This is a genomic window from Paenibacillus sp. FSL H8-0104 (genome assembly GCF_038050215.1).
Classification (GTDB): domain Bacteria; phylum Bacillota; class Bacilli; order Paenibacillales; family Paenibacillaceae; genus Paenibacillus; species Paenibacillus amylolyticus.
The window spans coordinates 1,014,631-1,029,909 of record NZ_JBBOTC010000001.1 but is presented as its reverse complement, the minus strand read 5'-3'; the positions used below and the strand labels follow the sequence as shown (position 1 = coordinate 1,029,909).

General features: G+C 47.5%; 14 protein-coding genes and 1 riboswitch. Of the genes, 8 read left to right on the top strand and 6 right to left on the bottom strand.

The features are described from left to right. Positions 1–2: 2 nt before the first annotated feature. Genes NST38_RS04675 through NST38_RS04665 form a run of 3 tightly spaced genes read right to left on the bottom strand, consistent with a single transcriptional unit; the run spans position 3 to position 2,937 of the window. Positions 3–797: an energy-coupling factor transporter transmembrane component T family protein gene (locus NST38_RS04675; protein WP_076253486.1), complete on the bottom strand. Its 795-nt coding sequence runs from the start codon at positions 795–797 to the stop codon at positions 3–5. Further along, on the bottom strand, positions 772–2,343 hold the full coding sequence (locus NST38_RS04670; protein WP_076253487.1) for an ABC transporter ATP-binding protein: 1,572 nt from the start codon (positions 2,341–2,343) through the stop codon (positions 772–774). The genes NST38_RS04675 and NST38_RS04670 overlap by 26 nt, the downstream gene beginning before the upstream one ends. Continuing rightward, a complete protein-coding gene (locus tag NST38_RS04665; protein ID WP_036672660.1) occupies positions 2,344–2,937 on the bottom strand; it encodes an ECF transporter S component in 594 nt (197 codons plus the stop codon). A 505-nt stretch (positions 2,938–3,442) separates the two neighbouring features. Here NST38_RS04665 and NST38_RS04660 point away from each other — a divergent pair. Next, on the top strand, positions 3,443–4,396 hold the full coding sequence (locus tag NST38_RS04660; protein WP_076253488.1) for a copper amine oxidase N-terminal domain-containing protein: 954 nt from the start codon (positions 3,443–3,445) through the stop codon (positions 4,394–4,396). Between the two features lie 175 nt (positions 4,397–4,571). On the opposite strand, the gene NST38_RS04655 is transcribed toward NST38_RS04660, so the two are convergent. Beyond that, positions 4,572–5,240 (bottom strand): pectate lyase, encoded by a 669-nt coding sequence (locus tag NST38_RS04655; RefSeq protein ID WP_036606151.1) that lies wholly within the window; start codon positions 5,238–5,240, stop codon positions 4,572–4,574. Positions 5,241–5,587: 347 nt separating this feature from the next. Beyond that, a complete protein-coding gene (locus tag NST38_RS04650; protein WP_036606150.1) occupies positions 5,588–6,463 on the bottom strand; it encodes a radical SAM/SPASM domain-containing protein in 876 nt (291 codons plus the stop codon). Positions 6,464–6,680: 217 nt separating this feature from the next. Further along, positions 6,681–6,783, top strand: a riboswitch (TPP riboswitch). A gap of 158 nt (positions 6,784–6,941) precedes the next feature. Here NST38_RS04650 and NST38_RS04645 point away from each other — a divergent pair. The 7 genes from NST38_RS04645 (at position 6,942) to NST38_RS04615 (ending at position 14,034) form a co-directional block, all read left to right on the top strand. Next, positions 6,942–7,706: an ABC transporter ATP-binding protein gene (locus NST38_RS04645; protein WP_076253489.1), complete on the top strand. Its 765-nt coding sequence runs from the start codon at positions 6,942–6,944 to the stop codon at positions 7,704–7,706. A 79-nt stretch (positions 7,707–7,785) separates the two neighbouring features. After that, positions 7,786–8,523: an ABC transporter permease gene (locus NST38_RS04640; RefSeq protein WP_340389128.1), complete on the top strand. Its 738-nt coding sequence runs from the start codon at positions 7,786–7,788 to the stop codon at positions 8,521–8,523. Between the two features lie 167 nt (positions 8,524–8,690). Beyond that, positions 8,691–9,764: an ABC transporter substrate-binding protein gene (locus NST38_RS04635; RefSeq protein ID WP_076253491.1), complete on the top strand. Its 1,074-nt coding sequence runs from the start codon at positions 8,691–8,693 to the stop codon at positions 9,762–9,764. Positions 9,765–10,690: 926 nt separating this feature from the next. Further along, positions 10,691–11,503, top strand: a complete 813-nt coding sequence (gene thiM / locus NST38_RS04630; protein WP_036672665.1) for a hydroxyethylthiazole kinase — start codon at positions 10,691–10,693, stop codon at positions 11,501–11,503. After that, positions 11,500–12,312 carry a bifunctional hydroxymethylpyrimidine kinase/phosphomethylpyrimidine kinase gene (gene thiD / locus NST38_RS04625; protein ID WP_076253492.1) on the top strand — a complete coding sequence of 271 codons (813 nt, stop codon included), beginning with the start codon at positions 11,500–11,502 and terminating at the stop codon, positions 12,310–12,312. The genes thiM and thiD overlap by 4 nt, the downstream gene beginning before the upstream one ends. Then, positions 12,312–12,977 carry a thiamine phosphate synthase gene (thiE, locus tag NST38_RS04620; RefSeq protein WP_076253493.1) on the top strand — a complete coding sequence of 222 codons (666 nt, stop codon included), beginning with the start codon at positions 12,312–12,314 and terminating at the stop codon, positions 12,975–12,977. The genes thiD and thiE overlap by 1 nt, the downstream gene beginning before the upstream one ends. A gap of 313 nt (positions 12,978–13,290) precedes the next feature. Next, positions 13,291–14,034: a MerR family transcriptional regulator gene (locus NST38_RS04615; RefSeq protein WP_047841695.1), complete on the top strand. Its 744-nt coding sequence runs from the start codon at positions 13,291–13,293 to the stop codon at positions 14,032–14,034. A 560-nt stretch (positions 14,035–14,594) separates the two neighbouring features. On the opposite strand, the gene NST38_RS04610 is transcribed toward NST38_RS04615, so the two are convergent. After that, entirely contained in the window at positions 14,595–15,077 is a 483-nt protein-coding gene (locus tag NST38_RS04610) for a hypothetical protein (RefSeq protein ID WP_053061447.1), read from the bottom strand. Positions 15,078–15,279: the final 202 nt, after the last annotated feature.

Genomic DNA, 15,279 nt, shown 5'->3' with positions numbered 1-15,279 from the left:
TATTACCTTACATCCACCATCGTAGCATGATAAGGAAAGGTAACCCCGATGTAATAAGCAGCCGTTAAGGTGAGCATATAATAAAATACAAACCACAGATCAGCTCGCGAATAGCCAATCTGAATGTAATACGTTCGGCTCGCGCCATCTGTGAACCCTTTCGCTTCCATCGCTACCGCCATTCGCTGTGCACGACGAATGCTCTGTGCCAGCAGCGGAATAGCGTAACGCTTGAGTGTACCATACACATTCCAGCGAGAGCCGCGTTGCTGTGTTCCACGAATACGAATCGCATAACGGAGCGTCTGGAATTCATCCAGCAAAATGGGGATCATGCGCATCGCGGCCAGAAAGCTATAGGCATATTTTGCAGGAAGCTTCCATTGCTGCATCAGGGAATAAAACAGCCGTACTGGTTTTGTCGTAAGACCAAAAAGCAACCCAGCCGCGGCCATAGTCAGCGAGCGAAAACCCAAGTGCAGACCGCGATAGAAACTCTCTTCGGTTATATGGATCAATCCCCAGTTATACCATGTGGTCTCGCCCTTACCAAACATCATCATACCTGTAGACGTGGAGATAAAAACCAGAATGAATGGTGATGCGTACAGTATCAATCTGTACCACGGATGACCTGTCCAGCACAGTAATAACATCATCGCCACCGCAACGTTGGCCATTACATTCAGATTGTGAATGAGGATAACGATGACAAACATCATCGTCAGAATGATCATCTTTAATCCCGGATTGACGTTATGAAGCCAGGTTTCACGGTGAGGAAACGACAGTTGCATCAGTTAACCTCCCCTCATCTACCGTCCAGATTCGGGTGCAATATCTTTTTACAATTTCACGATCATGGGTAACCATAACAATAGCTGTTCCCTCTCTCCGCAATTGCTCCAGTTGTGCTAACATGGCAAACGTATTGCGGGCATCCTGTCCAAAAGTAGGTTCATCCAACAGCAGTATTCGCTGCTCTCTCACCAGTGCAGAGGCAACGCTCAAGCGTCGTTTCTGCCCCATCGATAATTGGTAGGGATGGCGCTCGGACAGGTCGATTAATCCAAATTGATTCAACATATGATCAGTCCTGACAAGTCTTTCTTCCGTTGTCAGCCTGCCCCCTAGCAATGAGAATTCCACTTCTTCCGCGACGGTGTTGGTCACAAATTGAAACTCCGGGTTCTGAAATACAAACGCGATTTGATCTGCAAGCTGCTCCGTTTTGCCAGAAGGCTGACCGTCCACCTCATAATGACCTGTTGTTTTCAGGATATTCATCAGAGATAACAACAATGAACTCTTGCCAGCTCCATTAGTTCCGACAATACCAATCCAATCCCCATGCCATACTTTGGCCTGTTCTAACTGAATGAAGGGTGTTTTCCCACGCCATCCGGTGAACTGCTGCAAGTCCAGTGCAGGCTGATAGCCGGGTGATACAGGCGATAAGGGTGAGACGTGAGATATGGGGGATATACCCGGTGTATCGGATAAGCCAGACGATTGCTGTGCTTCCAAACTTGAGATGCCGTGATCCACACACACTTGAAGCTCTCCAGAAGTACTTCCCTCTTCTTCCTTAGCTGCCTGCTCGTGCTCATCCCACACACCCGGATACCAGATTCCATAAGCCTTCAGCTTGCCCCGTTCATCTGTAAATACCTGCTGTGCTAGCCCATCCGCCACAATCTTTCCTTCAGGTGATAACACAATGATGCGGTCGACCATATCCACAATCTTGTTTATTTTGTGTTCAACGATGATGATCGTTTTGTCACTGGCGATCCGTTTGACGGTATCCCATACCTGGGAAGTCCCCTCATCATCCAGCAGTGCAGTGGGTTCATCCAAAAACAATACCTCCGGGTCCATGGCAAGCATCGAAGCAATCGCAAGACGCTGCTTCATCCCCTGAGACATGGACTGGATCAATACACGATTCTGTTCAAAGGATAACCCCACTTGTTTCAGATAATATTCAATCAGAGCAGGCATCTCTTCACGCGGAATATTTCGGTTTTCCAGAACAAATGCGATCTCTTCATCCGTAAAGGACATACAGAACTGGGTATCCGGATCTTGAAAGACCACTCCTGCTTTGGCGGGAACCTGAATATCATCACATTTCATCGGAATCTCAACCGAACGTGGTATCAGACCGCTCAAAATTTGCAATAACGTCGATTTACCGGAGCCACTTGGACCAAGCAGAAGCACTTTCTCTCCTTGACGCACAGAAAGAGACAAGCCTTGAAATACCAAGGCTTTCTCTCCCGGGAACTTGCATCTTAGATTGGTGACACTTACCGCTTGCGAATTCCCTTCCCCGTTCATCTAATCCAGCGCCTCATAATCTTGTTTGGATACCGGTCTGAGCGAACGCGTTACACCGGTTAGTTCCAATGCTTTGGCAAGATAATAAGCGAACACTCCAGCAATCAGAATACTTCCAATGAAGCGGAATCCGATAAATAGCGTATAATTCCACGCCGAGAGTGAATCAATATACCCGTATTGGTAATCCAGCAAAAGCGAAGCCGCTGCAGCTCCTATGGCTGCAAGACAGGTGACAAACAGATTGGTTTTGCGATACAAAAATGCGGCGAAGAATATCTCAGCTCCCAATCCTTGCAACAGGCCATACACCAGTGTGGACATGCCCCATTCACTACCCAAGAAAGCACTTACCGTTGAAGCCGCAACTTCGGCAAGAATAGCCACGCCTGGTTTACGAATGATAACAAAAGCAAACGTGCCCGCCATAAACCACATGCCGTAGATCATCTGCTCCGCATGAACACCAAATGGTTTCATCAAGTCATATGTAGGTCCCCATATCTTGTATATCACCCCAAACACTACTGCGATCACGATGGTTACCAGAATATCCGTTAGTTTCAATCGCTTGTTGCCTGCTGTTGTTGCCATGTTCTCTACGTCCTTCCTTTGTTCCCTGTGAGGGTTATCAAAATAAACGAAAAAGCCTCCCCGGTTCCGGGCAGGCCTCACGCACAGTGGACAATCTTCACAATGATGTATTGGATGGATGTCGAAAATACGGAATATCAACCAGCCCCCCTCCGTCATGGCAGATACACCACCACAGTTCAAAGAGGTCTGTTGTTCATCCACGTTCATTCCCACAATTCACCCTTACATATCGCAAATCCATGTTCTCTACGCTGGCATTACCCAGATCAGATGTACGGTCAGCGGCACAAGGCCACTCTCTCAGCCCAACTTCATTGAGCTCCCGGTTCACTTATTTCATTGCTTCTAATGTACATCAGATGGGTATTTGTGGCAATCCCTAGAAAAATCATCATGCTTCATTTGGGGTAATAGGGGAAATAATCTGATGGTTCACTTTCCATAATATGAAACATTTAGGTTATGTGGTCCGTCTTAAACATTAGAAGGGAGATTGATAGTGATGAAAGATTACAATTCTATTTGGCAGCTTAAAACATGGAAAATGGTCCTTGCCGCTTCGATACTCACCGCAGGCACGGCACCTGCCTTACTCTCATCCACTGTGGCGGAAGCCGCAGCAACTAAACCTAAACCGACAGCTTATATTAACAATGTTCAAGCTCAATATGATGTTGTCATACGGCAGGGTATTACGTACGTGGCATTGACGGAGCTTCAATTCCTCGGCAACTATACGTTTGGTTACAATAACAAAACAAAAGAGATCAGCATTAGCACAGGCAGCGATAAGTATGTCCTTACACCTAACAGCAAAACAATGAAGAAAAACGGTCAGAATGCGACATTATCCTCAGCGCCGATTCTGGTGAATGGTAAAGCGATGCTTCCGCTCCGTGCCATCGGTGAAGCTTTTGGTGCCAAGGTGCAGTGGAACCAGAAGGCCAAGGAAGCCTATATTTACACTACCGATGCTACGATTGTAAAAGAATATAACAGTTCCGATCTGACTGTGACGCGTGAAGCCGCACTGCATCTGCCACGCTTCTCTGAACTGGGACAAGCACGTCTGGACATTCGCAATCCTTTGGGTCCGGTGGATTCATCCATTGAATACATCTTTGAGCAAGGTAAAAAAGATCGTTTTTTCGTTGTTGAGGATAACGATCTGATCAGTTATTATATCCTTAAAAATGGAAGTGCACTGTTACAATGGCAGGCTAACATCAGCAAAAATGCCGGAACCATCGGTGACCTGTTCTTTATTAAAAACAAAGCCGTTGCTGAAGCAGGGACTCGTCCTTCCGTAACAGGTCAAACACTCGTATCATTCAAGTACTCTCGCATGCTTGAAGAAACCTCTTACGAGATCATGAACAAATTGGGCTCTATTGATACCGGTTCTGTTGTCCCCGAGAAAGGCAAAGTCATCGTTGAAGTTCCGGGAGAGAAATAGTCTGAGCATCCTCTATAAGACATTGCTCAGCAGAAATTATCACATCTGCATTACAAAGAGCGCCCTCAAAGTCATTGTGGCAATGACCTTGGGACGCTCTTTTTGGCGTTATATTTTAACTTCAAATCACAAGTGGAGCTTAACTTTTACCAACTCCAGCGATTCAATCTCCTGTTTAATATTGCGTATTGCCGGATTGACTGGTCTTACCTGAAGCAAATCCCTTGAATAGGGTTGGCACTTTGGAATAACGGGTATTCGTAATTTTCCCTTGTGATGTGCTGCTGTCTGTACGCATAATCGAATCTTTCACATTGGAAATGTTGGAGTTATCCAGCGTCATGTTAACTGCAAAGGAAGTTCCACCATTTTGGCGAACCAGTTTGCCAATATCATCTGCACGGAAATTTTTGATGTTAATTGTTCCAGCTGCATTCATCTGGAACACTTTATCATAAGCCTTATACGCTGCCCCACCGGTAATGTTAACCGTTCCGGCAGACTTCAATGTCAGTGCATCCTCGCCCACGTCCTGCCAGACCACATTCGATATATTACAGTTGCCATAACAGTGAACACCATCAGCAGCTGGTGATCCAATGTTTACGTTTTTGAGCGTGGCCCCTGCCTCCAGACGGAAGACTGGCTTCTGATTTTCTGCTTGAGATCCGTCGCCCAGTGTGGAAGGATTGGCTACAAATGTTTTACCTTGGCCGTCATAGGTCGTGCCCTTTGGAACCACAATGGTTGAATTTACAACCGTAGGCGCAGCCGCAGCCGGAACTGCACCAAATATAGAAGCAACCAAACCAGCGGACAGTAACAACGTCAACATTTTTTTCATAACTTTATTCCTCCCTTATTCTCTCGTTTTTTGGTAGTGTACAGCCTGGGCTTGTACTGGAAGATCTTCAGAGGTGCACCTCTGTCCGATCTACAACCTAATCTTACCAAATAAGGGAGGTAACTAGAATAATCATTAGATCAGATATATCATGACATCGTACAATCCCTGTCATATCGGCATTTTTTGCATGCTAGGTCTCTCAAGCAATATGCTCATATCAACCTCTGGTATGCTCATTTGTAACGTATATACCCCTCACTTAATCCCCGATAACAAAGAAAGACCACTGCATTTGTCTCCAAATGTGTGATCTTGAATGGCTTCTGGCTTGCTGATATAAGATATCAGGCTCCAAATCTCTGACGATAACCGCACTTTCTACACAACTCTTCTACAGCTTCGCGTTTGGAGAAGCCATATACCAGATTGTTCGCTCGCTCACCCTCAATAATCTCCGAGAATGACTTCTCGTGCACATTACCAAGGTTAATCACACCCTCGCCATCGAGACAGCATGGAACCACCGTTCCATCTACAAGCACAGCTGCCTGACCGCGAAGTGCATGGCAAAAGCCTTTACCGTCATCTTCAGGTGCATCCAGACTTGGCCACTGGAACTCATGGTCCTGATTCAGGTATACATTCGGGGCAATTTTGACCCCGCTGCCTGGAACTACTTTTTCCTCAATGCGGAAGTCCAGATTAAACTCACGTTCCAATACTTCAAGGGTCTCCCGATTTCGATTCATCTGAGCATTTGTGAAGTTATCCTGTGTCAGATTCCACAACCGGAATGAAATGATGACATTGTGCTTAACGGCCTCGTGTACAAAGGACAAAATATGACGCAGATACCCGTCACGATCTGTTGAACCTTCATGCCCATCGAAGCTGTGCAGGGAGAAATTCATCTGCCGCAGCGCCGGTTTGCCAAGCAATTTATGCTGAGTCTTGGGCAGCAGTGTACCATTCGTTGTAATGTTCACCTTGAGTCCCTTCTCATGTGCGGAATCGAGCAACAGATCTATTTTGGGATGCAACAAGGGTTCACCTTTGACATGTAAGTAAATATGATTGGTGTGTGGTTTAACTTGATCCAGTATATTGTTGAAGACTTCAGGGTCAATGAATCCTTTGGCACGCTGTGTCTGCGGACAGAAGCTGCATGCCAGATTGCAGATACTCGTGATCTCAATATATACTTTTTTGAACGTTTTCAACTCGGGTCCCCATTCTGCCTAGGAGGGAGAACAATCCCACCTGCATTTGTGATCCGGCCAATATGCGCCACCACTATTATATCGGGTTAGGGAGCCCAGGTAAATTGTTCAGTTGTTCGGGTATGACTCCAAGTTCATCTCAAGAATTCTATCATGCTGCCTCTTTACAGTTCATGTTCGATTGATATATGCTGAACACACAACTGCATATCTTGAACTTTTGCACTAGGGGAGCCTTGCGGCTGAGACGAATATGACTATTCGGACCCTTTGAACCTGATCTGGATCATACCAGCGGAGGGAAGTGGAGCGGCCTTTTAGTAAGCGGAATTTTTTCATGTATGTGAAGATAAATTGCGGATTTAACTTACAGACCCACTCATTTCTCCGGAAATGGGTGGGTCTTTTTTGTTCCTTTTGCAGAGTATAGGATGCCGTTGTTATTGCAGTAGTCTGACATCAAGGGGGTGAGGATCAGATGGATAACCATGTAACCATTCACAACGTAAGCTTTGCTTTTCCCGAAAAAAAGGGTTCCCCTGTGCTCTCCAATGTGTCGCTTCAGGTTCAACAAGGAGAATTTGTCTCGCTCATCGGCTCCAGCGGATCAGGTAAAAGCACGCTCTTCAAGCTGCTCGCAGGCTTGCATGAACCAACCGTTGGCACCATCGATATAGCTGATGTCCCGCAAGGACAACGGCTCGGACGAGTCGCCTATATGCCGCAGAAAGATCTGCTGTTATCCTGGCGTACCGTCATGGAGAACTGCATGCTACCTGCCGAGCTTGCACCAGGCCGACAGGATAAGGACAAACTACGAGCCGATATCATCGCAGGATTGGCAAGGTTCGGCTTGTCCGGTTATGAACATTCCTATCCGGATGAGTTATCCGGCGGCATGCGGCAGCGGGTGGCATTGCTTCGTACCTTGCTTACAGGCGGGCAGCTCATGTTGCTGGATGAACCCTTCGGTGCACTCGACGCATTAACCAAACGAGAAATGCATCGCTGGTTGCTGGAGCTGTGGGAGAGCTTTGGCCAAACCGTGATGTTCATTACACATGACATCGAAGAAGCCCTGCTGTTAAGTGACCGTATCATTCTGTTAACTCCAGGAGGGCAAGGTCAGCAGTTGCAGGAGATGACGGTTCCTTTACCACGCCCAAGGCATTCGGACATGATCTACGAACCGGCTCTCGTGCAGATGAGGCAACAACTGGAGGAACAATTGCATGCACGATAGAGCTGAGGTTAGCGTCTGGACGTGGTGTTTAAAGTGGCTCTCGAGGTCGTTTTCCCAATATGGTCTGTTCATTATGCTCATGTTCTTATTACTGGCGATCTGGGAAGTGATTGTGCGTATGGGATGGGTGCCCTCCTTCATCATTCCTGCACCCACGGCCATCGTAAGCTCACTGGTTGAGCATCGCCGTCTGCTGTTGACCATCCATCTGCCTGCTACCTTTATGGAGGTTGTTGTTGGTTTTGTCTTGTCCATAGTGACTGGAATTACGCTGGCAACAGGCATGCATATGAACCGATCGATTGAAAGGGCATTGTATCCCTTCATCGTGATCAGTCAGACCATACCGTTGATTGCCTTGTCCCCCGTATTTATCCTGTGGTTTGGTTACACGTTGTGGAGCAAAGTCGCCGTGGTATTTTTAATCGCATTCTTCCCCATTGTGGTCAGTACCTACGATGGACTCCGCCAAGGCGATCCAGAGCAGCGTGAACTGTTGCTCACCATGGGCGCCAGCAAGTGGGATATTTTTTGCAAACTCCAGGTTCCGCTGGCACTTCCCTCTTTTTTCTCGGGGCTAAAGATGTCTGTGGTGTACTGCGTGGTTGGGGCAACGATTGGCGAATGGCTCGGTGGTAGCAAAGGTCTAGGGTACTTCAGCCGTCGTATGTCCAGCAACATGAACACGGATGCGATGTTTGCCGCCATTTTGCTGTTATCCCTGCTTGGGATCGTTTTGTTTGTACTGATTACCTGGCTGGAGAAACGGTTTAGCATACGGCGTCATCGTCATGGAGGCAAAAGAAAGGTTGGATAATACTTAGACAGAAATTAGATGTAAATACAGTAGTTACAATCTTCAAAACAAAACATATCTTATGCACAATTTCAGCAACATCTTCAATCAGTTCATTGTCACATTATCGTTAACATGCTGTTGCCCATTTTCTACAAATCAAAACGATGAAATGAGGAACTTCATTTATGAATAACAAAGGTATATACTCCCTGCTTCCCATCATACTCATTAGCCTTTTGCTGATCGTTAGCGGATGCAGCACCACAGACAATAGCCAAAATACGCCAACAACAGATTCGGCAACCAATACACAGCAAACAGATCCGTCTGCAACCGAACCTGCATCAGACGCCAAAGATAAACTGTCTATCATGCTCGACTGGTACCCGAATGCAGTACACTCCTTCATCTATGTGGCTCAGGAAAAAGGATACTTTGCAGACCAAGGTCTGGATCTCGATATTCAGATGCCTGCGGATACCAATGATTCGCTCAAACTTGTTGCTGCCGGAAAAATTGATCTGGCCCTAAGTTACCAGCCCCAAATCTTGCTCGCGCGTGGCGAGAACATTCCTGTACGTTCCATTGCTGCTGTTGTTCGGCACCCGCTTGTGCATCTGTTGACCGAAGCGAATGGCAACGTAAGTTCACCCAAAGATCTTGAAGAAAAGACTGTTGGTTATTCCTCCATTCCTCTGTACGAAGCGATGGTACGCACGATGATCAGTAAGGATGGCGGCAATCCCGACAACATAAATCTGGTCGACGTTGGGTTCGATCTGATTCCTTCGCTGGCTTCCGGACAAGCGGATGCGATTATGGGTGGTTTTATTAACCATGAACAATTGATTTTGGAGAAAGAAGGACATGCCATGAAATCGATTAACCCCGTCGATTATGGTGTGCCTGATTATTATGAATTGGTCCTGACTGCAAGTGAAGCTGGCATTGAAGCAAAAAAAGACCAACTTACCCGGTTCGTCAAAGCGGTCCAGGAAGGACAGAAATATGTGACTGAGCATCCAGAAGAAGCCTTGAGTATTCTGCTCGCTCATGAGAATGAAACATCACCGCTTGACCCGGAGATCGAAACCAAAAGCCTGGCAATTCTGCTACCACTCATGAATGAAGAAGGCCAACCATTTGGTCGGCAGGAAATGGAATCGTGGGAAAATGTACGTACATGGCTCGTTGAACAGGATTTGATTCCTGAATCGGTGAAAGCCGAGGATACTTTTATTACTCTGCAAGGAGAGTAAATAAAGGAGAGCAACGCGAATAAAGGAAAAGTGATTGAACATAAAGGGAATGAAAGCAATGTGATTAAAAGCAAAGTTAGCAAAACGTAGGATCGAATGCATGAAGTTTTGCGAAATGGAATTGGCCTGAAGCAAGCATCGGAGGATCAGAATTTATAACAATCCTAAGTGGCTTGATGTGCATCTGGGCAGATTGATATGCGTTTGGGTGGCTTGTTGATATGTATTTGGTAATGTAATTAGCGCTTATCTTCAAGCCTACTGGGAGCTGAAACGCTCCTTAACTTGATCGAAACAGAGCATGCTACGACCGCTAACGAATCTGAGGCGTCCTATTCAGGGATTTGGAGCGGTTGCAGAAATCTAAAGAACCTGAAACATGTTATATCAGAATAAATAGCTGTTTGCAGCGTTTTGGTCAGGAGATTCTGGGAATAACGTGTCTGATGTTCCTTACATTTCAAAAGGAGGACCTGACAGCCAAATAAGACGTCCTGTGTTCTTTAGAAACATCGTCTGACCAGTCGTGCCCCGATCGATCGTGCCCCAATCAGTTGGGTATCGACCAGCCTGGACTTCAAGACACTGGTTGGATGCTAACATCCATCACAGTATTGCTTGCCTGAGTTTGGAGAAATACCCTGGGTTCACTTTCTGTATTTTGTATCGTTTCGTTTTTTACTGTTTCGCTAGATATCGATCAGAATGATTCAATTTGTCTATATCCAGTTCCAAAAATCCATTTTAGTGAGTTATGAAATTGATTTAGATTTTACGTTTCTGCTTTTCCCGCATTAATGCATCTGGCTGTTGTTAGACTCTGCGCCCCAACTCAACAAGGGAACTCATATCCAATTATTCTGTTGAGTGACTCCAGATATCGGACTTCCGCCGATCGGGTTACTTCAAAACAAGGAGGAAATTATATGTCTTATCTGGAACGTGTTCGTACGCAAAATCCGCTGGTACACAATATCACTAACCTTGTCGTGGCTCCCTTCACAGCCAATGGTCTGCTTGCACTCGGTGCGTCCCCTTTTATGGCCTATGCTCATGAAGAGGTCGCTGATGTCGCCAAGATGTCAGGAGCCGTGGTACTCAACATCGGTACACTCGATGACAAAGTCGTTCAGGCAATCCGTCTGGCAGGCCAATCGGCTAATGCGCATCACGTGCCTGTGGTGCTTGATCCGGTTGGAGCTGGCGCAACCACCTATCGCACGGAAACCGTGCAGATGCTCATTCGTGAACTTCGTCTCACGGTACTGCGCGGCAATGTGGCAGAGGTCGCTAATGTCATCGGTGAGAGTTGGAGTATTAAAGGTGTGGACGCAGGATCAGGTGAGGGCGACCGAATCGGCATTGCGGAGCGGGCAGCGCATAAACTTGGCTGTGTCGTGGTCATTACCGGAAAAGAAGATATTATTACTGATGGACAATCCACATTCCTCACGAGTAATGGTCATGCCCTGCTCACTCAGGTCACAGGTGCTGGCTGTCTGCTCAGTTCAGTGATTGGCGCTTTTACAGCCATAGCGGAATCAGGAGCCGATCTTCTAGGCAGTGTTGTTGAAGCGCTAGCGTTTTATGGTGTAGCAGCTGAACTGGCGGCAGAGCGGACAGCTCATCAGGGGCCGGGTAGCTTCCAGATTGAATTGTTGAATCAACTGGCACAAGTAACACCAGACCTCTTGGCAGAACGCGCACAGATCCGTCAGATCCGTGGAGGTGCAGTATGAGTATTGCTCAAGCGCTAACCATTGCAGGCTCCGATAACGGGGGCGGCGCAGGCATTCAGGCCGATCTGAAAACATTCCAAGAACTTGGTGTATACGGCATGACCGTTATCACCGCTATTGCTGCCCAAAATACAACTGGTGTGCAGGGCGTTTTTCCCATCCCTTACGATGGCATTGCCCAGCAATTGGACTCGACCGGCGAAGACTTTCAACCAACCGCAACGAAGACCGGCATGTTATATAGTGCCGAGATTATTCGTCTAGTCGCTGAGAAATGGCAGCAATACCGTTGGGCTAATCTGGTCATCGACCCTGTGATGGTAGCCAAAGGTGGCGCCCCCCTTCTCCAGCAGGAAGCTGTAAAGGCGTTGGTTACGGATCTGTTGCCCCATGCCCTGATCACAACACCCAATATCCCGGAAGCGGAACTGCTTACCGGGATGTCTATCACCAATCTGAGCCAGCGGGAAGAAGCCGCAAGACGGATTGTACAGATGGGCTCAACGTATGCTTTGGTCAAAGGTGGTCATGATGAAGGAAGTGGCATGATCGTGGATGTGCTCTACGATGGGCAGTCTTTTCATTATCTGGAGAATGTTCGTGTGGTAACCCGTCATACACACGGAACGGGGTGCACATACTCTGCTGCCATCACCGCAGAGTTAGCCAAGGGTTCACCTGTTCTGGCTGCCGTTACGACCGCGCGAGCATTCATTCAGGCAGCCATCGAAGATGAGCTGGGGATTGGGGCCGGACATGGGCCGACAAATCATTTTGCGTATCAGCGCAGACAGCGGGGTGAGCAGTGATGCGCCCTTGGGATGCAGAAGCGGTACGACGCGCGATGCAGGTATATTTAGTGATGGGCAGCGTCAATACAAAGCAAGACCCTGTGGAAGTGCTGCGCCAGGCCATTGCTGGCGGCATTACGCTGTTCCAGTTCCGTGAAAAGGGAACTGGCGCCCTGGTCGGCGAAGCTTGCATCACGCTTGCAATGCGGCTTCGCGAGGTGTGCAGCCAGCACGGGGTCCCGTTCATCGTGAACGATGATGTGGAGCTGGCTGTAGCGGTGGAGGCCGACGGCATGCATGTCGGCCAGGATGATGCGGACGCGGCGCTAGTACGCGCCCGCATTGGAGATGGGCGGATGCTTGGCGTATCCGCCCACTCTGTGGATGAGGCGCGCCGTGCGTTGCAGGCGGGCGCCGACTACCTTGGCGTCGGGCCCATGTACCCGACGCGCTCCAAAGCGGATGCCCATGCTGTGCTGGGCCCCGCAGGGGTGGCGGAACTGCGCGCCGCAGGCATCGCAGTTCCGATTGTGGGTATCGGCGGCATTACGCCCGATACCACGACCGCCGTGATGGCGGCTGGAGCCGACGGAGTAGCCGTCATCTCCGCCATCGCGGGCGCGGCCGACGTGCGCGCAGCGGCTGCGCAGTTCGCTGCGGCAGTGCGCGGGATGCAGGCGTAGCCCTGCTCTCCCTGCACTGCCAGCCCCGTGGGCTGCTCCGAATACATGGTGCAACCCACAACTGCTCACGCTCCTCTCCATAACAGAGGAGCCTCAAAACACCCCCCGCGGCGCGGTAGCAACCCATGTCTTCGACATAGAAGCACAGCCGCTCCCCTACAGTGACTGAATGTTATAATAATCCAGTCACATCCTGTCATCAATCCATGATCAAGATGCAGCTTCCATGCTCGCATCTTGTTTTTTCATTTTCAACGGTTGACTCTCACGTAACGTGACACTGTACAATCGGTGTTGTAAGGAGGTTTCACACATGGCCATGAAGGTAAAAGAAGTTGCAGAACTTGCCTCAATCAGTGTGCGCACACTGCATCACTATGATGAGATCGGATTGTTAACACCGGACGAAGTAACTTCTGCCGGATATCGATTATATTCAGATGCCAACCTGGAACGGTTGCAGCAAATATTGTTTTTCAAGGAACTCGACTTCTCTCTGAAGGAGATCAAAAGCATTATAACCAACCCCTCCTTCAATCCGGAAGAAGCACTTAAAATGCATCGACTTATACTACTGGAGAAGCGCCAACGCTTGGACCAGATGATTGCTACCATTGATAGAACGGTTTTACACGTGAGAGGAGAAATTAAAATGACAGCCAAAGAACAATTCGAAGGATTTGATTTTAGCCAGAATCCGTATGAACAAGAAGCGCGGGACCGTTGGGGAGACCATGCCGTCGATCACGCAAATCAGAAGCTGCACAGTAAATCAACCACAGAGCAAGAGGCTCTATCCAATCAAATGAACGAAATCTACAAGCGTCTAGCCGCACTTCGTCACACAGAACCAGCATCTGCCGAGGCACAGGCCGGTATTCAAGAATGGTACACCTGGCTGAATCAGATGGGAAGCTACTCGCCTGAAGCCTTCAGAGGACTCGGTCAGATGTACGTGGACGATGAACGCTTCACACGCAATATTGATCAGTTTGGCGATGGTTTGGCAGTATTTATGAGAGATGCTATGGCTGTATTTGCTGACCAAAACAAATAATATAGCCCTGTCTTCGACCACATACAGTATTATTCAATTCTCATTGTCCTCAGATGTGTACTGTAAACGATAGTCTTGAACTTAGAGCTCTGTCCTCTAGTGATAAAAGTAATCTCTCGTCATCAGCTTTATTCGCAGTAAACGACCCTTCGGATAACTGAACCTACCTTTTGGGGTGAACATATCTTTCTTGTAAATAACCTTATGAACATGCTGGATATTTACTAGGGTTATGTGGTAAGTAATTTAAATCGATCCGAATTGTTGCAAAAGTTATGAGCAATATCCCCCTACCTGGTGTATACACAAAAGGGACGTACACCCTCAGGCGTATCGTCCCTATGTATGTAAGTATCTCAGCCGCAATGTGAACAAGCCTAACTGCTGCTCACTCTGAGTACTTTATAAATATCTTTTAAAGTAGATGCTCTTTACTACGTTTTTCTTCTGCTCCCAGCCCTTCGATATAATCGTTTCACCAGATGCTTAGGATGATGAGCATTAAGTTTCTTCTGTCAAACGTTCTTCATTTTACTGCCAAGCGTCCACCGTCTATCCGATTAAGCTCTTGGTGCGTGATCCGATGAAGATGCATCCGTAGCTAGACTGGTTCTCGCCATCCGGCCAGGAATCTGCCATGCAGACACAATCGCAAGCACGATGAATAACAAATCAATCGGTTGACTGAAGTACTCCTGGAAGGTTTCCACAAACGCACTGATCATCTCGCTATCAAACACAAGTTCCATCACGCCTACATCACCAAACAGTTCGGAAGTAAAATAAACCACCGTCAGATATTTCCCCAACAAAATGCCGACAAGTGCAAACAGTACGGCAATAATCTTATGTACCGTCGCAATTTGTTTATTGGAGAACAACACAACTGCGTAACCTGTGAGCGCTCCAATCAAAATCGCAATTAATCCCACCTCATAATCGGTCATTGCAGCAATAGCTGCCCATACGATGCCTCCCAGAATGGCTGCAATTAAGCCACCAATGATCGGCATACCGATTTTAACTCCTTGTTTCTCTTCCACGTTGTCTTTCCCTCCTGAGTCATGCATATGCTTCTTTTCCAGAATTCACCTTTCCTATGAAACCACAAAAAGACTTATTATTCAACATTTTTCTACTTTTTGGTGCCATGTATTTACATAATAGAAAAGATATATTAAGCATCTATTTCCTTATTCGCTCGAATATCATTTTAGTTTTGTCCACAAACCTCTCATAATCATT